Below are 20,106 nucleotides of genomic sequence, written 5' to 3' on the forward strand. Positions count from 1 at the left end.
GGTTAACCCTGCAGGGATTTGACCTCGACATCGCCCTCGGCCTGCGCCTTAATCGCCAAAGCTGCGGCATGGCTGGCGGCCGCAGTGGTGAAATAGGGGATCTTGTCATACAGCGCGATGGAGCGGATGGACTTGCTGTCTTCGACCGCCTGCGCGCCTTCGGTGGTGTTCATTAGCAGCTGCACCTGACCGTCCTTGAGCATATCGGCCACGTCGGGTCGGCCTTCATAGACCTTGTTTACCACGTCGCAGTCGACGCCTTGCTCTGCCAGCCAGGCTTGCGTGCCGCGCGTTGCAACCAGTGAGAAACCCTGTTCGGTCAGCACCTGCGCCGCCTCAAGCATTGCGGGTGTCTTGTCGGCATCCTTGATCGAGATAAATGCGCGGCCCTCGGACGGCAGCACCATACCAGCGCCCATCTGCGCCTTGAGGAAGGCGCGCGGGAAGTCGCGGTCCCAGCCCATGACCTCGCCGGTCGAGCGCATTTCGGGGCCCAGAATGGTATCAACGCCGGGGAAGCGGGCGAAGGGCAGCACGGCCTCTTTCACCGAGAACCACGGCATGTCCGGGTCGGCCAACGTCATCTGGTCGGCAATCTTGGTGTCCTGACCTTCCTTGTACGCGGGGCGCATCGGGAAGGTTGAGAGCTTCTCACCAGCCATGATACGCGCTGCGATGGACGCAATCGCGCTGTCGGTCGCCTTGGCGACGAAGGGAACGGTGCGTGAGGCGCGCGGGTTCACTTCGATCAGGTAGATCTCATCGTCTTTGATCGCGAACTGAACATTCATCAGACCGACCACGTTCAGAGCCTTAGCCAATTTGAACGCCTGATCCTTGATCTGATCGAGGATCTCCTTGGACAGCGAGTAGGGCGGCAGAGAACAGGCCGAGTCGCCCGAATGCACGCCGGCCTCTTCGATATGCTGCATGATACCTGCCACGTGCACATCGGTGCCGTCGCACAGCGCGTCCACGTCCAACTCAACCGCGCCCGCCAGATAGCTGTCCAGAAGAACGGGGCTGTCGCCCGAGACGACGACGGCCTCGTTGATATAGCGCCGCAGCTGATCCATATCGCGCACGATTTCCATGGCGCGCCCGCCCAGAACGTATGAGGGGCGGATGACCAGCGGGAAGCCGATCTCGTCTGCAATCTCAAGCGCCTGTTCGTCGGTCGAGGCGATGCCGTTCTTGGGCTGTTTCAGGCCTAGTTCGTTGACCAGCGCCTGGAAGCGTTCGCGGTCTTCGGCAAGGTCGATGGCGTCGGGCGTGGTGCCGAGGATCGGAATGCCTTCTGCCTCAAGCGCGTTGGCTAGTTTCAGCGGGGTCTGACCGCCGAACTGAACGATCACACCGTGCAGCGTGCCGTTTTCCTGCTCTTTCGTCAGGATCTCCATGACGTGTTCGAAGGTCAGCGGCTCAAAGTACAGGCGGTCCGAGGTGTCATAGTCGGTGCTGACGGTCTCGGGGTTGCAGTTGACCATAATGGTCTCATAGCCCTGTTCGGTCAGCGCGAAACAAGCGTGGCAGCAGCAATAGTCGAACTCGATCCCCTGACCGATCCGGTTGGGGCCACCGCCGAGGATGACAACCTTTTTACGGTCGCTCGGGCGCGCCTCACACTCGACCTCACCCATCATCGGGGCTTCGTAGGTCGAGTACATGTAGGGTGTCTGCGCTTCGAACTCGGCGGCGCAGGTGTCGATACGCTTAAACACGGCGGTGACGCCTAAGTTGAGACGGGCACGGCGGACATTGCTCTCATCTCGGCCGGTCAGGCTGCCCAGACGGGCATCGGTGAAGCCCAGCATTTTCAGCTTGCGAATACCGTCCTCGGTAACGGGCAGGCCATCTTTGCGCACCTGACGCTCGGCTTCGATGATCTCGCGGATGCGGGCCAGGAACCACGGGTCGAACTTGGTGACGCCGAAAATCTCGTCGTCGGTCAGACCATGGCGCATGGCCTGCGCGATTGTGCGCAGGCGATCCGGCGTCTGCTGGCTGATGGCCTTGATCACGGCGGCCTTGTCGTCGGCCTCATCCCACAGACCCACATTCAGGCCGGTGATTTCGATCTCATCAAAGCCGGTCAGGCCCGATTCCATCGATGCTAGAGCCTTTTGCATCGATTCGTGGATCGTGCGGCCGATGGACATGGCCTCACCCACCGACTTCATCGCGGTGGTCAGGTAGGGTTCCGAGCCGGGGAATTTCTCGAAGGCGAATTTCGGGATCTTGGTGACCACATAGTCAATGGTCGGTTCGAAGGACGCAGGCGTGACCTTGGTGATGTCGTTGTCCAGCTCGTCCAGCGTGTAGCCCACGGCCAGTTTCGCGGCGATTTTCGCAATCGGGAAGCCGGTCGCCTTGGACGCCAGCGCAGACGAGCGCGACACGCGCGGGTTCATCTCGATCACGACCATGCGGCCATCGACGGGGTTGATCGCCCATTGCACGTTCGATCCGCCGGTCTCGACCCCGATCTCGCGCAGCACGGCAATCGAGTGGTTGCGCATGATCTGGTATTCTTTGTCGGTCAGCGTCAGGGCCGGGGCCACGGTGATCGAGTCGCCCGTGTGCACGCCCATGGGATCGACGTTTTCGATGGAACAGACGATGATGGCATTGTCGGCGGTGTCGCGCACCACCTCCATCTCATATTCTTTCCAGCCCAGCAGGCTTTCGTCGATCAGGATCTGACCCACGGGGGACGCATCCATGCCTGTGCGGCAGATATGAATGTAATCCTCGCGGTTATAGGCCACGCCGCCGCCGGTGCCGCCCAATGTAAAGGCGGGGCGGATGATGGCGGGCAGACCGACGGTCTCCAGTGTCTCAAGCGCCAGCGCTACGCCCGCGTCCAGATCTTTTTTGCCGTCCGCGTCCTTGGGGGCGGTTACAATCTCGGCTTTGGGGTTTTCGATGCCCAGCCTGTCCATCGCCTCGCGGAACAGTGCGCGGTCTTCGGCCATCTCGATGGCGTCACGCTTGGCACCGATCATCTCGACGCCGAACTTGTCCAGCACGCCCATCTCTTCCAGCGCCAGCGAAGTGTTCAGCCCGGTCTGTCCGCCCATGGTAGGAAGCAGGGCGTCGGGGCGCTCTTTCTCGATGATCTTGGCAACAACTTCGGGGGTGATCGGCTCGATATAGGTAGCGTCGGCCAGACCGGGGTCGGTCATGATCGTGGCAGGGTTCGAGTTCACCAGAATGACCCGGTAGCCTTCTTCGCGCAGCGCTTTACATGCCTGAGCGCCGGAATAGTCGAACTCGCATGCCTGACCGATGACAATGGGCCCCGCCCCGATGATCATGATCGACTTGATGTCGGTTCTTCTCGGCATGGCCACGTTCCTTCAATTGTTCGCGAGTCAGGGCACCCCCAAGCGCCCAAATTGTCCTGCGTTATAGGGACAGCGCGAAAAGGTTCAAGGGGTATCGGAAACAGGGGTGAAATTGCCGCTTTCCCCTCTTTCCCTCGGCACCGTATTCTCTATACCGCGCAGCACGGCAAATGAGGATGCAGGTGCGTATTCGTTTCGATCAGGGCCCGGCCGGGCAGGGAACCACTTTTGACCGGCCCACGCAGGTGATCCGCGCCGACCGCGCGGAAGATGTGCCTCACGCGTTGGAGGCGCTGGATTCCGCGCGCGCGGATGGTGCGTGGTTGGCCGGTTATGCCAGCTATGAGCTTGGTTATGCGCTGGAGCCGAGGTTGTCCGCGCGGATGCCCAAGGGCCGCCGCCTGCCATTGCTGCGCTTTGGCGTCTTTGACACGCCAGCCCAAAGCGAGCTGCCTGCGCCTGCGGGTGGAGTGACCGGTTTTGCGCCTCGCTGGGACGAGGCGCGCTATACCCAAGCCTTCGCGCGCGTGCATGAGGCCATCGGCGCGGGCGATATCTATCAGGCCAACCTGACCTTTCCGATTGACCTGATGGTCGAAGGCACCAGCGCCGCTTTGTATGCCGCGTTGGCGGCAGGTCAGCCCGTGGGCCACGGCGCGCTTGTGCAGCAGGACGGTTTGCCTGACTTGCTCAGCCGCTCGCCCGAGCTGTTTTTCCGTACCGATGCCGACCGTTTGATCGAAACGCGCCCGATGAAAGGCACCCAACCGCGCAGCGAGGATTTGGCCGAAGACGCCCGCCGCCGCGATTTCCTGTCGAGTGACGCAAAGAACCGGGCCGAGAACCTGATGATCGTCGACCTGCTGCGCAACGATATCAGCCGTGTGGCGCTGCCCGGTTCGGTCAACGTGCCCGAACTGTTCAAGGTCGAAACTTATGCGACCGTGCATCAGATGATCTCGCTGGTGCAGGCGCAGCTGCATCTGGGGGCCGAGCTTTCGGACATTCTGATGGCGCTTTTCCCCTGCGGCTCGATCACAGGTGCGCCCAAAATCCGCGCGATGGAGATTCTATCCGACCTCGAACCTTGGCCGCGCGACATCTATTGCGGCGCGATTGGCTGGGCCGCGCCGGATGGGCGGTCGGAGTTTAACGTGGCCATCCGCACGCTGATGGTCGAGGGCGGCAAAGCCACCCTGAATGTGGGCGGCGGCGTGGTCTGGGACAGCACCGCCCCATCCGAATATGAGGAGGCGCTATGGAAAGCCCGCTTCGCCCGCCAGATGACCCTGACTTCCGCCTGATCGAAACGCTGGCCTTCCGGCCGGGGCAGGGGTTTGTGCGCCGTGATCGCCATCTGGCGCGCATGGCGCGATCGGCTGAGGCGTTGGGAGTGCCGTTTGATCGGGCCCGCGCCGTGGCCGCTTTGGAAGATGTCGCGGGTCCATCCCCTCTGCGTTGCCGGCTGACGCTAGATATGGCAGGCGCTGTGGAGGTGACGACCGGTGCGCTGCTCGAGAACCCGCCGTTCTGGCGTGTGGCAATCGCGGATCAGCGTTTGCGGGCCTCGGATGTGTGGTTGCAGCACAAGACCACACAACGCGCGCTTTATGATGACGCCCGCGCATCGCTGCCACCGGGAATTGACGAACTGCTGTTCCTGAATGAACGCGACGAACTGTGCGAGGGCACGATCAGCAATCTGTTTCTGCACATGCCTGATGGACGCGGCCTGACGCCCGCGCTGTCCTGCGGCGTGCTGCCCGGCATACTGCGCGAAGAGGCGCTGAAAAATAAACAGGTTACTGACGCCGTGTTATCCTTGACCGACCTGAAGGATGCGACAGAAATATATGTCGGAAATTCCTTACGCGGCCTGATCCGGGCGGAGTTGGTAGAACTGTGAGCAAACAAATCGAGTGGGCCGAGAGCGCGCCTCAAACGCTGCGGCTGCGTGTCGAGTTCGGACTGTTCTTCATCGCTGTCCCGGTGCTGATCGCGGTATTCTTTCCGCCCAGTTGGATGTTCCCGTCGCTGTTCAGTTTCACCGCACTTGGCATCTTACTGCTGCACTATACACCGGGCTTTGAATGGGCCGAACTGCGATACAACCATGGCAACTGGTCCTGGACCGAAGTTGCCCTGTTCGCCGTTGCGATGACTCTGTTCTGCGTGGCGGTCGTGATAATCGCCCGCCCCGAGGCCGCCTTTTTTCTGCTGCGCGAACGGCCCGAGATCCTGCTGATGATCTGGGTCTTCTACCCCTTCATCTCGGCCCTACCGCAAGAGCTTCTGTTTCGGTCGCTGTTCTTCCGCCGCTATCATGCAATCCTGCCGGGCGAGCGCGCGGCCTATCTGCTGAACGCCGCGCTGTTTTCGCTGGCGCATCTGATGTACTGGAGCTGGATCGTCGCTGTCATGACATTTGCGGGTGGGCTACTGTTCACTTGGGCCTATCGCAAACGCGGCTCATTTTTCTATGCGGTGCTGTTGCATGCGATTGCGGGCAATATCATCTTTGCGGTCGGTCTGGGCATCTATTTCTACTCGGGCAACGTGCAAAGGCCGTTTTGAGCGGGATACCTGCCTTGACTTTCGCGGCCCGACGGGGTGTATCGGCGCGACGAATTCTGCGCCCGAAGGGATATGATCCATGCACGCCTATCGCAGCCACACCTGCGCCGCTCTGACCGCCGCCAATGTCGGTGAAACCGTCCGCCTGTCTGGCTGGGTGCATCGGGTCCGCGACCACGGTGGCGTGCTGTTCATCGACCTGCGCGATCACTTTGGTGTGACGCAAGTTCTGTGCGACGGCGACAGCGCCGCCTTTGCCGAGCTGGAAAAAGTACGCTCCGAATGGTGTATCCGCATCGACGGTACCGTCAAAGCGCGCGACCCGGAACTGGTGAACCCGAAACTGCCCACAGGCGAGGTCGAGGTTTACGTGCGCGAGCTAGAAGTGCTGGGCGCAGCCGACGAACTTCCGTTGATGGTGTTCGGCGATCAGGAATACCCTGAGGAAACCCGCCTGCGCTATCGCTATCTGGACCTGCGCCGCGAGGCGATGCAGCAGAACATGACCCTGCGCTCGGACGTTGTCGCCTCGATGCGCCGCCGCATGTGGGATCAGGGCTTCCGCGAATACCAGACGCCGATCATCACGGCGTCTTCTCCCGAAGGCGCGCGCGACTTTTTGGTGCCCTCGCGCCTGCATCCGGGCAAGTTCTATGCGCTGCCGCAGGCCCCGCAGCAGTTCAAACAGCTGATCATGGTGTCGGGCTTTGACAAGTATTTCCAGATCGCGCCGTGCTTCCGCGACGAAGACCCGCGCGCCGACCGCTCGCCCACCGATTTCTATCAGCTTGACCTTGAGATGTCCTTTGTCGAGCAGCAGGACGTGTTTGACACGATCCAACCGGTTCTGACCGGTGTGTTCGAAGAATTCGGCGGTGGCCGCAAAGTGGATCAGGAATGGCCGCAGATATCCTACAAGGACGCGGCCCTGTGGTACGGCAGCGACAAGCCCGACCTGCGGAACCCTATTAAAATGCAAGTGGTCTCCGACCACTTCCGCGGGTCTGGCTTTGCGATTTTCTCAAAGCTGTTGGAGCAGGAGGGTACCGAAATTCGCGCTATCCCGGCGCCGACCGGGGGCAGCCGCAAGTTCTGTGACCGTATGAACGCCTTTGCCCAGAAAGAGGGTCTGCCGGGGATGGGTTACATCTTCTGGCGCGATCAGGGCGAAGGGATGGAAGCCGCAGGTCCACTGGCCAAAAACATAGGCCCCGAGCGCACCGAGGCGATCCGTCAGCAACTGGACCTGGGTGTCGGGGACGCGGCGTTCTTCCTGGGTGGCAAGCCGAAGGCCTTTGAAAAGGTGGCTGGTAAAGCTCGTGACGTGATCGGTGATGAGCTGGGTCTTACCGAAAAAGACCGCTTTGCCTTTGCCTGGATCGTCGATTTCCCGATCTATGAGCAGGACGAAGAAACCGGCGCGATCGACTTTGAACATAACCCGTTCTCGATGCCGCAGGGCGGTATGGAGGCGCTAAACGGCAACCCTCTGGACGTGCGCGGCTATCAGTACGATCTGGCCTGTAACGGGTATGAGTTGGTCTCGGGCGCGATCCGGAATCATAAGCCCGAGATCATGCTGAAAGCTTTTGAGCTGGCAGGCTATGGCGCGGATGAGGTGAAATCTCGCTTTGGTGCTTTGTTCAATGCGTTCCACTATGGCGCGCCGCCGCACGGTGGCTGTGCCGCGGGTATCGACCGGATCGTGATGCTGTTGGCTGATGAGGCCAACATCCGCGAGGTCATGATGTTCCCGATGAACCAGCGCGCCGAAGATCTGATGATGGACGCACCGTCCGACCCTAGCTCGGATCAGTTGATGGAGCTGGGATTGCGGATCATCCCGCAGGAATGACAAGAAAACCCGTCGCAACGCTTGCGGCGGGTTTTTTCTTTGGTCGGATGTTTCGCGAAGCGGTCAAAGCTGTCCGGTTTGCTCCAGTGGATCGTTGACCAAGGCTCGGGCGGCGCGAATGTTGCGGGCCGCCGCGCGGGTCTGGCAATAGATCCAAAGGCTCAGCAGCGTAGCCGTCGCGAAATAGGCTGTTGCCATCTCAGATCGCCTCACGCTGTTCTAGGCGAGCTTGAACGATCCCGGCGACCTGAGCGGCCAATGCGGTGACGGGCGTCCCTTCGGCGCGGGACGCGGCCAAGCGTTTGGCCGCGTCTGCCAGCACTTTGTCATCGGCATCGCGGGCAACCCCCCGCAGGAACTGGGCGGCATAGTCCAGCGTGCGGTGATCATTCGGGCCAGCCAGCACATCGGCGATACGGGCCATGTCATCCTGATAGGCCAGCGGATCGGGGTTAATGACCTGATCCCGGACAGCGTTCAAGCTGCTGGGGCGGCGATCCTCGGGCAGGTGCTGCAGCACCATGGATTGAAAGTAAGAAAGCGATTTCAGCGGCTTGGCCAGAAAACCGTCAGCCCCGACCTGCATGGCTGCGTTTTCGGTGTAGCTGTCGCCGGACATCGCCAGAATGGCCCCGATACGCGGCGATGCTTCGGTCAATTCGGCAATCAGCTCGGCCCCTGAGCCATCCGGCAGCCCCATATCGACCAAGATAACCGAGGGACGGTAGATCTGCAAATGCCGCCTTGCCGATTTCAGGCAATCCGCGCGTCGGATCCGGGCACCGGAATGCAGGCACATCAGTCGGATCGCGTCGCAAGCATAGCGGCTGTCTTCGACAACCAGAATGGTTTGTCCCAGCAAAGGCCGCATCGCCGTTGGCTGTGCGGCTGAGGTGAAGGGGCTCGAATCGTCCATGGCGGAACTCCTAATCAGCAGATGCCTCACGCTAGGAACTTCTGGCTAACACGACGTTAACGGCAATTTGGCGCACTTGTTCTTTGATTGAACTGCCCCCATAACCGCTGCAACGCAGAATAGAGGAGTGTTCTATGATCGGTCGCCTGAACCATGTTGCCATCGCCGTGCCTGACCTTGAGGCCGCGTCCGCGCAATATCGCAATGCATTGGGAGCCAAGGTCGGCGCGCCTCAGGACGAACCCGATCACGGCGTAACCGTGGTGTTCATCGAACTGCCAAACACCAAGATCGAACTACTGTACCCATTGGGCGATGATAGCCCGATCAACGGGTTTCTGGAAAAGAACCCGGCTGGTGGCATTCACCATGTCTGCTATGAGGTCGAAGATATCATCGCGGCCCGTGACCATCTGAAGGAAACCGGTGCGCGCGTGCTGGGCTCGGGTGAACCCAAGATTGGGGCCCATGGCAAGCCGGTGCTGTTTTTGCACCCCAAAGACTTTAACGGCTGTCTGGTCGAGCTAGAACAGGTCTAACCCAAGCGAGGCTGCCATGACGATCACTGCTGCATTGGTTCTGTTTGCCGTTATCTGGTTTCTGACATTGCTGGTCGTATTGCCGATCCGCATCAAGACACAGGGCGATCTGGGCGAGATCGTTCCGGGCACTCATGCGGGTGCGCCGGAAGTGCATCATATGAAGAAAAAGCTGTGGATCACCACCGGGTTGACGGTGGTGCTCTGGGCGATCATCGCGGGGATCATCATTTCTGGCGTCATCTCGGTGCGGGATTTCGACTGGTTGAACCAGCTTGAGCCGCGCGGTTGAGCCTCAGACGGACAGCCTGTGGTAGATATGGGTAAACGTGGCCACTCCGACAATCGGGATGACAAGGTTCACCAGCGGCACGGTCAGAGGAATGGCCATCAAAGTGCCCGCCAGCCAGATCGTGACCATATGTTTGCCACGCAGCTTGCGCGCGCCTTCGCGCCCGATCCGCCGCATCGCGACCAAAGTGAAATATTCCCGACCCAGTAGAAACCCGTTCATGCCCCAAAAGATGAACGGGGCCAGCGGCGTGAAGATTACATAGAGGATCAGTGCCAGCAAGTTGGCGACGATCAACACCCCCATAAAGCTGAGCGCATCGCGCAACCCGTCACTGATGGCAACTCCGGGCACCTTTGGCAGGGTGGGATAGTGTTTGTCCTCGACCGCCTGCGCGACCTCTTCCAGAAACAGCGAGATGATGGCCGAGGCGACCGGCATCATCAGGAAGACCGGCAGAATCACCACCGCAAAAATACCGGAATAATTCAACACGTCGTTTAGCCACGGAACGGCTCCGACGAAGGGCAGTGTGATTTCGCCGCTGGACAGCCAGTTGATCAACCAGATCGCGCCTGCGCAGGCTGCGATCAGCAACACGATTGTCAGGCCCACGCCCCGGAACAGAACCGAACGGAATTTGGGATCTCCGATCTGTCCGATTGCCGCAAAAAATGCGTTGAGGATGATCATTCAGGAACCCATTCGGTCAGTGCGGCCACGTCCGGGCGGGGACGTTCTGGCGGGGCTGCGGATTCGGTGGCAATGTGGATCAGACCAGCGATCCGTTCATTGTCTTGCAGTCCAAAGGCGGTGCGGCAAAACTCGGCATCATGTGACTGCCAACCCGACAGCCAGTTCGCGCCCCAGCCCGCCACTAAGGCTGCGTTCAGCAACGCCAGACACACCGCACCGGCGGAATAGGTCTGTTCAATCGCGGGGACTTTTTCGGATGGTTTTTGAACCTCGACCACTGCTACGGCCAGATGACCCATGTCGAACTGGCTGCATGCTTTGGCGATCTCTTCAGGCGATTTACCCAGCCGTTCGCCGCATTCCTGCGTCAGCGCTGACAAACGGGGCATCGCGCCGCTTTCCAGCACTATGAATCGCCACGGCTCCAGCTTGCCGTGATCGGGACTGCGGGCGGCGGCGGTCAGCAATGGGGTCAGTTCATCCCGCGTCGGGGCAGGAGCGATCAGTGTTTTCGCAGGGCGGGACCGGCGGGACAGCAGAAACTCAAATGCGGCCGGATTCTTCAAGGACATATGTTAACTTCCTTTACATGGGCTTTCTGTATCTGGTTGAGCCTCTGGCGGGTTTCAAGTGCAAAGGGCTGGGCTTGGTGGATCAATTCCATCCCGGGGCCAGCCGTGCAACAGTGTTTTGGGATCGGAGGATGAGATGGCTAAACCTAAACTGCGCAATCTGCCGGATCTGAGCGATCTGACCGACGCGGGGGCCGAGATTGCGGTTAAGGTGACGCCTAAGGCAGCTTCGGACCGGATCACGCGGGATGGGAGCGTAGTGCGCATCCATGTGACCACTGCGCCCGAAGACGGCAAGGCGAACGAGGCCGTGCGCCGCATCCTCGCTGCGGCCATGGGGGTGGCCACGTCTTCGCTGACCCTGAAGCGCGGACATACGGCGCGGGACAAGGTCTTTGTCTACGATCCTTAATCCGGTGTTTCGTGGATTTGGTACACCCCCTCGGGCAAATCCAGCGCAGCGGCCAGATCGCGGACCTGTTCCGGCGACAGCGTGATTTTCTGGACCTGATCGGTTCTAGGATCAAACTGCTCTAGCGTCACGCATTCTGCGAAATTGTTGATCACCACATCCTCTTGCAAAGGCTTTTCGCCTTCGTCCACCAGCGTAATGACCGTCGAGTCGAATTCATGCTCAATCGAAAACATGATGGCAGAGTGCAGGGCGATGTTCCGCTTGGCAACCCGTACTATCGCATTCAACCGGTGGCAGTCCCAAGGGGTCTGCGCTATGGTCAGCCAAACGGCGTGACCGTTTCAAAGGATGATCCATGCACCGTTTGATGTACCTGTTATTTCCCGTGTTTCTGGCCGCCTGCGACGCCAATGCGCTGCGGGTTCAACCTGCCGAGGACTGGATACAGGGCGAGGGGGATTTCAGGGTCGAAGCCGCCACTTTCCAGCAGATCAGCCAAAGGGTCGGCGAACAGGCCAGGGTCGAATGTTTGCGACGTGCCAATGTCAAGAATTGCGACTTTACCACATTGGTCGATCTGGACCCGAAAGCCCCTGCCAACGCATTTCAAACACTGGATAAAAACGACCAGCCGGTGATCATTTTTACCCGCGCGATGATCGAATCCGCTCAGAACGCGGATGAGTTGGCCTTTGTGATGGGGCACGAAGCCTCCCATCACATCCTGCGTCATATTCCGCGCCAATCGGTGAATGCACGCGAAAGTGCCGAGATTTTCGGCGATCTGGCGCGATTGGCCGGTGCCGAAGGGGCGGCCGTGGAAGAGGCGCAGAAACTGGGCGCGCGGGTGGGGACGCAGGTCTATGTGCGTGACTTTGAACTTGAAGCTGATGAGCTTGGAACGATCATAACCTTTCGCGCCGGGTATAACCCTTTGATCGGTGCGAAATATTTCGACCGCCTGCCGGATCCCGAAGACAGTTTCCTCAGCACCCATCCCCCCAACGCCAAACGGGTCGAGGTGGTGAAGCAGACCGCCCGCGGGCTTGGGTTGACGCAATGACCGCAGTGAAAAAGCTGGGGGTGATCCTGACGGATCGGGGCTCGAAATACGCAGTATCCGGTGCGCCCGTGTCATCGCGGACCGAGGTCGACACTGTGCTGCATGCGCTTAAGGCGGATAAATCATATGCCAAGGCCACACATAATACATGGGCGGCGGTACTGCCCACTGGGGCGCTCAAGGCGGATGATGGGGAAAGTGGCGCGGGGATGGTGATCCTGCGGATGATGGAACGGGCCGACGTGCAGAACCACGTCGTAATAGTCACCCGCTGGTATGGGGGCAAAAAGCTGGGCGGGGACCGCTTTCGGCGGGTGCAGGACGCAACGCGAACCTATCTGGATCAGATCGACACCGGGGCTTGACCTGTATCAAGGGCCTGCGCCGCCGCATCCGCTAACCTGATCGAAACGCATCAGGGAAAGGGTGCCATATGTCCAACAGAGAGACCCTGAAGCATCACGCGGGCCTCGTCGATCAGATGGCAACGCGAGTAGGCATCGACCTGGAAGACGCAGCGCTTCGGGGTGATGTCTCGATCGATGAGATATCCGAAGCGGTTCTGCGCTGCACAGGATGCGCCAATCCCGGACATTGCGAAGCGCTGCTGGCGCAAGTGGCGGTATCGCAGGACACGCCGGAATATTGCCGCAACAAAGGCCTGTTCGCCCAGATCAAGCCACGTAAGGGGCGGTGATGCAAACGCTTGGGGCTGTCATGACGCACCTACGGCTTGTCCTGCGCATGGGGCAGGCAACAGGCGCGGACGTGGTTTCAGCGCATCGGCAGGGCCGCTTGAGCCAGGAGGACTGGGCCAGCATGGTACGGGCCTGTCAGGGATGCGCTTGGGCCAGATGCTGCCCCGATTGGTTGGATCAAAACAAGGGCGCGACCCAGGCACCTCGAACCTGCCCGAACCGGGCCAGATTTGCCACGCTTAGGTCCGGGAAAACTCGAGAGGGTTGAGAATGAAAGATATTCTTGGGGACGTCGAAAAACACTTCTGGCTGACGCGGTCCGTCGCGCGCTGCATGAATCTGTCCCTGACCGAGGCGATGACCGAAGGGCGTCTTAGCGCCGAACGCTACGCGGAAATGGTCACGAAATGTCGCGCTGCCGATTGCAGCGAGACATGTGCGATATGGTTGGCCGAACAGCAGGCCAAGGCGGACAAAGCGCCTGAGTTTTGCGTGAACGCGCAGGCTTTGAATGCGCTGAAACCCTAAATTTTGGAATGCGAGCCGTCACATAGCGGCGGGTTGGCGCTGTGTTTGCATCCGCAAAAGAACACTTTCTTGTCTGCCTCTGCGGTGTATTTGACCGGCTCAATCCCCGTTCCCTTATGTGAACCGTCACAAAAAGGCTGACGCGAGGATTTACCACAGGCGCACCAGAAATAGTTTTTCCCCTCGGTCACTTCGACGGGATAGGGGGCTTTCTGAGAAATGATCGGTGCGTCTGACACGTGGCTTCTCCGGAGTTTGCTGATGTCTGCTGGTCAGACAGTTTAGCGTCCGATTTCCGTTCTGCCATGGCAGCATGGATTTGCCGTTTTCACATTCACGTGATCAGATTTGTTGCAAAAATGCCAGCGAAGTCGTATTTTGAGACTGGCCCCGAATTTCTGGGCAAAATCAGAAAATTATTAGAAGGAATGACGGACATGAAACTTAGATTTGCCGCCGTTGGTGCGTTTGCTTTGGTCGTTGCAGCCTGTTCTCAGCAGGAAGAACCAGCTCCGGTTTATATTACACCCGAATATGACAAGTTTGGTACGCCAAGCTGTCCGGCCGGAACCGCATTGGCCACGACTGAGGCAGGCCAGACTGTCTGTAACCCGGTCGCGCAATAACAAACCTTCAGGCGGCTCGCGCGCGGGCCGCCTGCTTTCAGATAGATGCCGCCCACTGGGCGGTTTTTTCTTGCCTGTAATTGCCGGTTTGGGCTTTTGTCTGCGAGAGCGCTGTGCAGGGAACACATGAAAAACTTTCTAATCCGTCTAAAACATCGCACAGTCTGGAGCTGGCAAGGGCTGGCCGCGACGTGGCGCGATGAGTACTCGTTTCGCGTATGGGGATGGGCCAACCTGATCTCGGTGGGGCTGGCAATTGGACTACCCCTCAGCGGCGGTATGCGCGCGTTGATTGTCATCATGGGAATTTTGGTTCTGGTCGCCGAACTTTTCAACACGGCGATAGAACGGGCCGTGGATCACACATCTACAGACCACAACACTTTGGCCGGCCAAGCCAAAGACGCCGCCAGCGCAGCGGTTGCGCTGACGGCCATTGCCGCTGCGGTGGCATGGATGGCGGGTCTTGTAGCTATGCTCTGACGGTCGTCATTACTTGATTCGATACCGCCCGTACCCGCGATGAGATCTGTGATACCGGACTCCTCGATAAGATCTTTGGTGCCGGAACGCGTGTTTCTTCGGCACATAGTACCGATGGTAACGTTTCTTGCTGTGTTTGAACTTCGACCGGTGGTGCTTTTTGACCGGCTTGGCATGATGCACCTTGGCTTTTGCGACCGGCTTGTGGACCTTTTTCTCATACACTTTGGGCGCAACGAAGTGTTTGTGGACACGATGTTTGCCGCGATAGTGGATGCCAAAGGATTTCCCTCCGACCAGCGTGAACTGAGCCGTGCTGCCCGAGCGCACTTCTGCAAAAGCAGGCGCTGCAAATAGTTGTACAGCCAGGAGCGCGACGGCGCATTTCGTTGCGAAAGGACGCAATTTAGACATGGTAACCCTCCTTTTTGGACGTGTTTGGGTTCTGTCTAAATCTGGGGCCTGATGCGGGGGATCGCCAATAAACTTGGCTCACGCTTGCCCTATCGGTAGTTACATTGCCTCAGCGCAACGTGCCCCACAGGTCATATTCCCCAGCCTCGTCCACCTCGACCGAGACGATGTCGCCGGGTTTGAGGTCTTCGAACCCTTCGTCGACGAACAGGTTGCCGTCAATTTCGGGGGCGTCGGCCTTGGTGCGGCAGATGGCAGCCTCGTCATCGACCTCATCCACGATCACGTCTAGCCTTTGTCCGACCTTTGCGGCCAGCTTCGCCTCGGATATCGCCTGCGCTTTTTCCATGAACCGTTCCCAGCGGTCCTGTTTGACTTCGGACGGGACATGATCGGGCAGGTCGTTCGAGCGCGCCCCGGCCACGTTTTCGTATTGAAAACAGCCGACACGATCCAATTGAGCCTCGTCCATCCAATCCAGCAGGGTCTGGAACTCGGACTCGGTCTCGCCGGGATAGCCAACGATAAAGGTCGAGCGTAGGGTGATATCGGGGCAGGTCGCGCGCCATGCGGCGATCTCGTCCAGCGTTTTGGCAGCCGCCGCCGGGCGGGCCATGCGTTTCAGAACGTCTGGGTGGGCGTGCTGGAACGGAATATCCAGATAGGGCAGCACGTTGCAGCCCGCATCGGCCATCAGCGGAATCAACTCGCGCACATGCGGGTAGGGATAGACATAGTGCAGGCGCACCCACGCATCGAACTGCCCCAACTCTCGCGCCAGATCGGTGATGTGGCTGCGAACCTCGCGATCTTTCCACGGGTTCACGTCATATTTGCGATCCAGCCCATAGGCAGAGGTGTCCTGAGAAATCACCAGCAGCTCACGCACGCCATTGTCGACCAGCTTTTCGGCCTCACGCAGCACGGCGTGGGCGGGGCGGCTGGCCAGTTTGCCGCGCATGTCAGGGATGATGCAGAACTTGCACTTGTGGTTACAGCCCTCGGATATTTTCAGATAGCTGTAGTGGCGCGGGGTCAGTTGCACGCTAGCCGCGGGCAGCAGGTCTACAAACGGGTCGGGATCGGGTGGAACGGCTTGATGTACGGCGTCCAGCACTTGTTCGTATTGATGCGGCCCGGTGACGGCCATGATGCGGGGGTGATGCTCGCGGATGTAATCCGGTTCGGCACCCAGACAGCCGGTGACAATGACCATGCCGTTTTCCACTAGTGCCTCACCAATCGCGTCCAGCGACTCGGCCTTGGCGCTATCCAGAAACCCGCAGGTGTTCACGATCACGGCATCTGCGCCTGAATAATCGGGCGAAATCCCGTATCCTTCGGCCCGCAGGCGCGTCAGAATACGCTCACTATCCACCAAAGCCTTGGGGCAGCCCAAAGACACCATACCAATGGTGGGCTGGTTCGGACGGGGCGTGTCGGTGATCCGGGCGGCAGGCGCCAGGTCGGGGCGGAGGTTCGGCGGGTTCGTGGTCATGGCGCGGCATATAGTGGGGAACGCTTCCCCTTGCAAATGGCCGCTGGGCTTAGAATGATAATTTCAACGCATAACAAAAAGCAAAGAGCGGTAAAATGAAGTGGCTGGTGCGCATTCTCTTTCTCATCGTGGCCGTGATCGGGCTGGTTATCGGGGCTTTGCTGATGATGCCCGGCGACAAGCTGGCGCGTATCCTGGCCGAGCAGGTCAAGGCCGAAACGGGCCGGGATCTGACCCTGACAGGAGATGTGAAACTGTCATTCTGGCCAGTGCTAGGGATGGAGACCGGGCCTGTGACGTTCAGCAATGCCCCTTGGGCCGGGTCCGAGCCGATGCTCAGCGCGGATCATCTGGCCGTTGGTGTGGATGCGGCGGCGTTGATGTCAGGGGATTTGCGTATCCGGCGGGTGATTGCGGAAAACCCGACGCTGCGGTTGGAACTGTCTGACGGGCGCGGCAATTGGGAGTTTGGCGCGTCAGCGCCTGCGGCGGCGTCCTCGGGATCTGGCACCTCTGCCGCCCCGCAGGGGCAACCGGGTGTCGTAACGCTGGATAGGCTGGAATTAACAAATGCGCGTCTGCTCTATCTGGAAAACGGGGCGGTGACGTTCGATTTCTCGCAAGTCGACCTGTCGGCAAGCTGGCCCGAGGTCACAGCACCGTTGTTGCTGGAGGCGAAAATGGCGGTACCAGGGGGCGCGGTTGAGGTGGATATGAAAATCCCAGATCTGCCCGCTTATGCAACCGGCGCGGCCACCCAGTTGGATCTGTTGCTGCGCGCGCCCGGGGGTGAAGTCGACTTTGACGGTCGCGTGAATCTTGCCGGAGAGATGGACGGCGACCTGCACCTTAAAACCCAAAATACCGAGACATTGCTGGCCGCTTTCGGACAGCCCGGTACAGCCGTGCCTTTGGGTCTGGGTCGCCGCGCGGAACTGGTCGGTCGTATGACCTATACGCAGGACGGGCGTCTGTCGGTGCGTGAATTGGTGGCGCAACTGGACGACAACCGCCTGACCGGCGAGGCGGATATCGTGATCTCGGACCCACCACAGATCACCGCGCGGTTTGACGCGGGCGATTTGGATCTGTCCCGATTCAACGAGTCTAATGGAGGCTCGGGCGGTGGTGGCGGCGCTGCGCCAAGCCAATCCGATGGCTGGTCGACCACACCGATTGACGCCTCGGCGCTGGCTTTGGCGAATGGGCAAATCCGGCTGAAGGCGAATTCGATAGCAGTGCCCGACCTGACCCTTGGTCCCAGCGATCTGACCTTGAATCTGGACCGGTCACGCGCGGTGTTGCAGATGAACCCGGCCACCTTGTTCTCGGGTCAGTTGACCGGTCAGGTCGTCGCGAATAACCGCAACGGGCTGTCTGTCGGTGGCAACATGAAGGCAGACGGGATCGACATCCAACAGGCCCTGATGACGCTGGCCGATATTGACCGATTGTCCGGCACGGGCACCGGTTCGTTCGAGTTTCTGGGCGTTGGGCAAAGCGAGGATCAGATCATGCGTTCACTCAGCGGCAAGGGTCGCGTGGATGTGGGGCAGGGGGTGATCAACGGGTTCGACCTGGACCGCCTGATGGGGCGGGGCGAAGGGTCAGGCGGCACTACTGTGTTCAACAGTCTTGCCGCTAGTTTCACCATTGATCAGGGTGTTCTCAGTAATGATGACCTGCTGATGTCACTGGATAATTTCCGTGCCGATGGCGCCGGTCGCGTCGGCTTAGGCGAGCGCAATATCGACTATCTGTTCACCCCCACAGCGTTGCGGGCAAATTCTGGTCAGGGCCTGTCGGTGCCGGTGCGCATTGTTGGACCGTGGAGTAATCCGTCGATCAAACCCGACCTCAGTAAAGTGATCGAAGCGGCCGCCGAAGGCAAAATCAAAGAACTTGAGGACGACGCCAAACAACAGGTGCTGGACAAGGTCAGCGACGAGCTTGGGACTGCCGTGACAGACTCCGAAAGCATCGAGAATGCGGTGAAGAACAAATTGCAGGAAGAGGCCACGAAAGGGCTGCTGAAATTGCTGGGCGCGGATTGAGCGGCGGGGCGCAAGACGCGCCCCAAGGCTCTAGATTGTCTGATCGTAGTCGCCCACGCCGGGTTCTGTACGGATGACAGCGTCGATATCGGCAAATATCGCGCGCATTTCATCCTCGCTTTCGCTGCTTTCGCAGACCACGACCAGATTGGGCGTGTTCGAGGATGCCCGCACCAGACCCCAGCTGCCATTGTCCAGAATGACCCGAGCGCCATTGACGGTGACGACCTCTTTGATCGCGCGTCCGGCAAAGGAATCTCCCGCCTCGGATTTGGCCACCAGCTTGTCGACCAGACGGGCGAGTATGTCATATTTCTCGGTATCTGCCGCATAGGGCGACATGGTGGGAGTCGACCAAGTCTTGGGCAGGGCCTTGCGCAGATCAGACATGCTCTGATCGGGGTTGCGGTCCATCAGTTTGCAGATCTCAACCGCCACGCGCATGCCGCAGTCATAGCCACGCCCGATCGGTTCAGCCAGAAAGTAGTGGCCCGACTTCTCGAACCCGGCCAGCGCATTGATTTCCTTGACCCGGCGCTTCATGTGGCTGTGTCCGGTTTTCCAGTAATCTGCCTTGACCCCACGGGCCTGCAACTGCGGATCACTTGCGAACAGACCGGTTGATTTCACATCAGCCACAAAGGTCGCGTTCGGGTACAGTTTGGCCAGATCGCGGGCCATGATCACACCGACCTTGTCGGCGAAAATCTCTTCACCTTCATCATCGACAACACCACACCGGTCGCCGTCGCCGTCAAACCCCAGCGCCAGGTCGGCACCGCTGGATTTCACGCTGTCGGACATGTCGTGCAACATCTCCATCGCTTCGGGGTTCGGGTTGTAGTTGGGGAACGTGTAGTCCAGCCGGGTGTGGCTGGGCACAACCTCGACCCCCATTCGTTCGAATATCTTGGGCGCAAAGGCCGAGGCGGTGCCGTTCCCGGTGGCGCAGACCACTTTCAGCGGGCGAGACATTTTGAAATCGCCGACCAGATCGTCGATATAAGCCTCTTTCACGCCGTCCACGAACTCATACGAGCCACCCTCATGGGGTTGTCCTTCGCCATTCAGGACGATATCGCGCAACTCGGACATCTCATCGGGGCCATGGGTCAGAGGACGCTCAAACCCCATCTTGACCCCGGTCCAGCCGTTGGGATTGTGGCTGGCAGTGACCATAGCAACCGCCGGCACGTCCAGATGAAATTGCGCGAAATAGGCCATGGGGCTGAGCGCTGGGCCGATATCCTTGACCTGAATGCCGGCCTGCATCAGCCCCAGGATCAGTGCGTTCTTGATGGCCAGCGAATAGTCGCGGTAGTCGTTTCCCACCGCGATCACCGGTGCAATCCCGCGCCTGCGCATCTGCGTCCCAAGCCCCAGACCCAGCGCGGTCATGCCGGGCAGGTTGATTTCCTCGGGGTATTTCCACCTGGCGTCATATTCACGGAAACCCGTGGGTTTGATCATGGCATCGCGCAGAAAGCTCCAGGTGTTCGGGGTCACCTCGGGGATTGGTTTGGTCATAGAAAATCT

The 20,106-nt window shown here is 59.6% G+C and carries 25 protein-coding genes; 15 read left to right on the plus strand and 10 right to left on the minus strand.

Annotated features, from left to right (window positions below):
* Window positions 1–2: 2 nt before the first annotated feature.
* A complete protein-coding gene (carB, locus tag GOV79_RS00525; protein ID WP_170788190.1) occupies window positions 3–3,347 on the minus strand; it encodes a carbamoyl-phosphate synthase large subunit in 3,345 nt (1,114 codons plus the stop codon).
* Between the two features lie 176 nt (window positions 3,348–3,523).
* On the opposite strand from carB, the gene GOV79_RS00530 reads away from it, so the two are divergent.
* From GOV79_RS00530 to aspS, 4 genes are all read left to right on the plus strand, one after another.
* The gene (locus GOV79_RS00530; protein ID WP_170788191.1) at window positions 3,524–4,651 is read left to right on the plus strand and encodes an aminodeoxychorismate synthase component I; all 1,128 of its coding nucleotides are present in this window, start codon (window positions 3,524–3,526) and stop codon (window positions 4,649–4,651) included.
* The gene (locus GOV79_RS00535) at window positions 4,606–5,253 is read left to right on the plus strand and encodes an aminotransferase class IV family protein (RefSeq protein WP_170788192.1); all 648 of its coding nucleotides are present in this window, start codon (window positions 4,606–4,608) and stop codon (window positions 5,251–5,253) included. The genes GOV79_RS00530 and GOV79_RS00535 overlap by 46 nt, the downstream gene beginning before the upstream one ends.
* Entirely contained in the window at window positions 5,250–5,921 is a 672-nt protein-coding gene (locus GOV79_RS00540) for a CPBP family intramembrane glutamic endopeptidase (RefSeq protein ID WP_331252234.1), read from the plus strand. The genes GOV79_RS00535 and GOV79_RS00540 overlap by 4 nt, the downstream gene beginning before the upstream one ends.
* Window positions 5,922–6,000: 79 nt before the next feature.
* Window positions 6,001–7,776, plus strand: a complete 1,776-nt coding sequence (aspS, locus tag GOV79_RS00545) for an aspartate--tRNA ligase (protein WP_170788193.1) — start codon at window positions 6,001–6,003, stop codon at window positions 7,774–7,776.
* Window positions 7,777–7,839: 63 nt separating this feature from the next.
* Here the strand turns inward: aspS and GOV79_RS22475 are convergent, their stop codons facing one another.
* Entirely contained in the window at window positions 7,840–7,974 is a 135-nt protein-coding gene (locus tag GOV79_RS22475; protein WP_269149750.1) for a hypothetical protein, read from the minus strand.
* Between the two features lies 1 nt (window position 7,975).
* On the minus strand, window positions 7,976–8,692 hold the full coding sequence (locus tag GOV79_RS00550) for a response regulator (RefSeq protein WP_170788194.1): 717 nt from the start codon (window positions 8,690–8,692) through the stop codon (window positions 7,976–7,978).
* Window positions 8,693–8,826: 134 nt separating this feature from the next.
* Between GOV79_RS00550 and mce the strand changes: the two genes are divergently transcribed.
* Both mce and GOV79_RS00560 read left to right on the plus strand, forming a co-directional pair.
* Window positions 8,827–9,231, plus strand: coding sequence for a methylmalonyl-CoA epimerase (mce, locus tag GOV79_RS00555; RefSeq protein ID WP_170352375.1), 405 nt, complete (start codon window positions 8,827–8,829; stop codon window positions 9,229–9,231).
* 16 nt (window positions 9,232–9,247) lie between these two features.
* Window positions 9,248–9,523, plus strand: a complete 276-nt coding sequence (locus tag GOV79_RS00560; RefSeq protein WP_170769058.1) for a DUF1467 family protein — start codon at window positions 9,248–9,250, stop codon at window positions 9,521–9,523.
* A 3-nt stretch (window positions 9,524–9,526) separates the two neighbouring features.
* Here GOV79_RS00560 and GOV79_RS00565 read toward each other — a convergent pair whose 3' ends face one another.
* Both GOV79_RS00565 and GOV79_RS00570 read right to left on the minus strand, forming a co-directional pair.
* Complete coding sequence (locus GOV79_RS00565) at window positions 9,527–10,216, minus strand: EI24 domain-containing protein (protein WP_170788195.1); 690 nt, start codon at window positions 10,214–10,216, stop codon at window positions 9,527–9,529.
* Window positions 10,213–10,791 carry a nitroreductase family protein gene (locus tag GOV79_RS00570; RefSeq protein WP_170788196.1) on the minus strand — a complete coding sequence of 193 codons (579 nt, stop codon included), beginning with the start codon at window positions 10,789–10,791 and terminating at the stop codon, window positions 10,213–10,215. The genes GOV79_RS00565 and GOV79_RS00570 overlap by 4 nt, the downstream gene beginning before the upstream one ends.
* A 136-nt stretch (window positions 10,792–10,927) precedes the next feature.
* Between GOV79_RS00570 and GOV79_RS00575 the strand changes: the two genes are divergently transcribed.
* Window positions 10,928–11,203 carry a DUF167 domain-containing protein gene (locus GOV79_RS00575; protein WP_170788197.1) on the plus strand — a complete coding sequence of 92 codons (276 nt, stop codon included), beginning with the start codon at window positions 10,928–10,930 and terminating at the stop codon, window positions 11,201–11,203.
* On the opposite strand, the gene GOV79_RS00580 is transcribed toward GOV79_RS00575, so the two are convergent.
* Window positions 11,200–11,439 (minus strand): DUF8831 family protein, encoded by a 240-nt coding sequence (locus tag GOV79_RS00580; RefSeq protein ID WP_170769820.1) that lies wholly within the window; start codon window positions 11,437–11,439, stop codon window positions 11,200–11,202. The two genes, GOV79_RS00575 and GOV79_RS00580, sit on opposite strands and share 4 nt — an antisense overlap.
* A 122-nt stretch (window positions 11,440–11,561) precedes the next feature.
* Between GOV79_RS00580 and GOV79_RS00585 the strand changes: the two genes are divergently transcribed.
* The 5 genes from GOV79_RS00585 to GOV79_RS00600 all read left to right on the plus strand — a co-directional run bounded on the left by GOV79_RS00585 (window position 11,562) and on the right by GOV79_RS00600 (window position 13,495).
* Entirely contained in the window at window positions 11,562–12,269 is a 708-nt protein-coding gene (locus GOV79_RS00585) for a M48 family metallopeptidase (protein ID WP_170788198.1), read from the plus strand.
* Entirely contained in the window at window positions 12,266–12,634 is a 369-nt protein-coding gene (locus GOV79_RS00590) for a YigZ family protein (protein WP_170769063.1), read from the plus strand. The genes GOV79_RS00585 and GOV79_RS00590 overlap by 4 nt, the downstream gene beginning before the upstream one ends.
* 68 nt (window positions 12,635–12,702) lie before the next feature.
* Entirely contained in the window at window positions 12,703–12,966 is a 264-nt protein-coding gene (locus tag GOV79_RS00595) for a DUF6455 family protein (protein WP_170769064.1), read from the plus strand.
* Complete coding sequence (locus GOV79_RS22290) at window positions 12,966–13,235, plus strand: DUF6455 family protein (RefSeq protein ID WP_269149751.1); 270 nt, start codon at window positions 12,966–12,968, stop codon at window positions 13,233–13,235. The genes GOV79_RS00595 and GOV79_RS22290 overlap by 1 nt, the downstream gene beginning before the upstream one ends.
* A 2-nt stretch (window positions 13,236–13,237) precedes the next feature.
* Entirely contained in the window at window positions 13,238–13,495 is a 258-nt protein-coding gene (locus GOV79_RS00600) for a DUF6455 family protein (protein ID WP_170788199.1), read from the plus strand.
* Here GOV79_RS00600 and GOV79_RS00605 read toward each other — a convergent pair.
* Window positions 13,492–13,734 (minus strand): CDGSH iron-sulfur domain-containing protein, encoded by a 243-nt coding sequence (locus GOV79_RS00605; RefSeq protein ID WP_170769066.1) that lies wholly within the window; start codon window positions 13,732–13,734, stop codon window positions 13,492–13,494. The genes GOV79_RS00600 and GOV79_RS00605 overlap by 4 nt on opposite strands.
* Before the next feature lie 198 nt (window positions 13,735–13,932).
* Here GOV79_RS00605 and GOV79_RS00610 point away from each other — a divergent pair, with 198 nt between their 5' ends.
* Together GOV79_RS00610 and GOV79_RS00615 are read left to right on the plus strand one after the other, a co-directional pair.
* Entirely contained in the window at window positions 13,933–14,121 is a 189-nt protein-coding gene (locus tag GOV79_RS00610) for a hypothetical protein (RefSeq protein ID WP_170769067.1), read from the plus strand.
* A 126-nt stretch (window positions 14,122–14,247) separates the two neighbouring features.
* Window positions 14,248–14,604, plus strand: coding sequence for a diacylglycerol kinase (locus GOV79_RS00615; protein WP_170769068.1), 357 nt, complete (start codon window positions 14,248–14,250; stop codon window positions 14,602–14,604).
* A 9-nt stretch (window positions 14,605–14,613) separates the two neighbouring features.
* Here the strand turns inward: GOV79_RS00615 and GOV79_RS00620 are convergent, their stop codons facing one another.
* Together GOV79_RS00620 and rimO are read right to left on the minus strand one after the other, a co-directional pair.
* Window positions 14,614–15,018 carry a hypothetical protein gene (locus GOV79_RS00620; RefSeq protein ID WP_170788200.1) on the minus strand — a complete coding sequence of 135 codons (405 nt, stop codon included), beginning with the start codon at window positions 15,016–15,018 and terminating at the stop codon, window positions 14,614–14,616.
* Window positions 15,019–15,127: 109 nt separating this feature from the next.
* Window positions 15,128–16,516 (minus strand): 30S ribosomal protein S12 methylthiotransferase RimO, encoded by a 1,389-nt coding sequence (rimO, locus tag GOV79_RS00625; protein ID WP_170788201.1) that lies wholly within the window; start codon window positions 16,514–16,516, stop codon window positions 15,128–15,130.
* 95 nt (window positions 16,517–16,611) lie between these two features.
* On the opposite strand from rimO, the gene GOV79_RS00630 reads away from it, so the two are divergent.
* A complete protein-coding gene (locus GOV79_RS00630) occupies window positions 16,612–18,570 on the plus strand; it encodes an AsmA family protein (protein WP_170788202.1) in 1,959 nt (652 codons plus the stop codon).
* Between the two features lie 30 nt (window positions 18,571–18,600).
* Here GOV79_RS00630 and GOV79_RS00635 read toward each other — a convergent pair whose 3' ends face one another.
* A complete protein-coding gene (locus GOV79_RS00635; protein ID WP_170788203.1) occupies window positions 18,601–20,097 on the minus strand; it encodes a phosphomannomutase/phosphoglucomutase in 1,497 nt (498 codons plus the stop codon).
* Window positions 20,098–20,106 lie beyond the last annotated feature (9 nt).

The sequence above is a fragment of the Ruegeria lacuscaerulensis genome, from assembly GCF_013034745.1.
GTDB classification, from domain to species: domain Bacteria; phylum Pseudomonadota; class Alphaproteobacteria; order Rhodobacterales; family Rhodobacteraceae; genus Ruegeria; species Ruegeria lacuscaerulensis_B.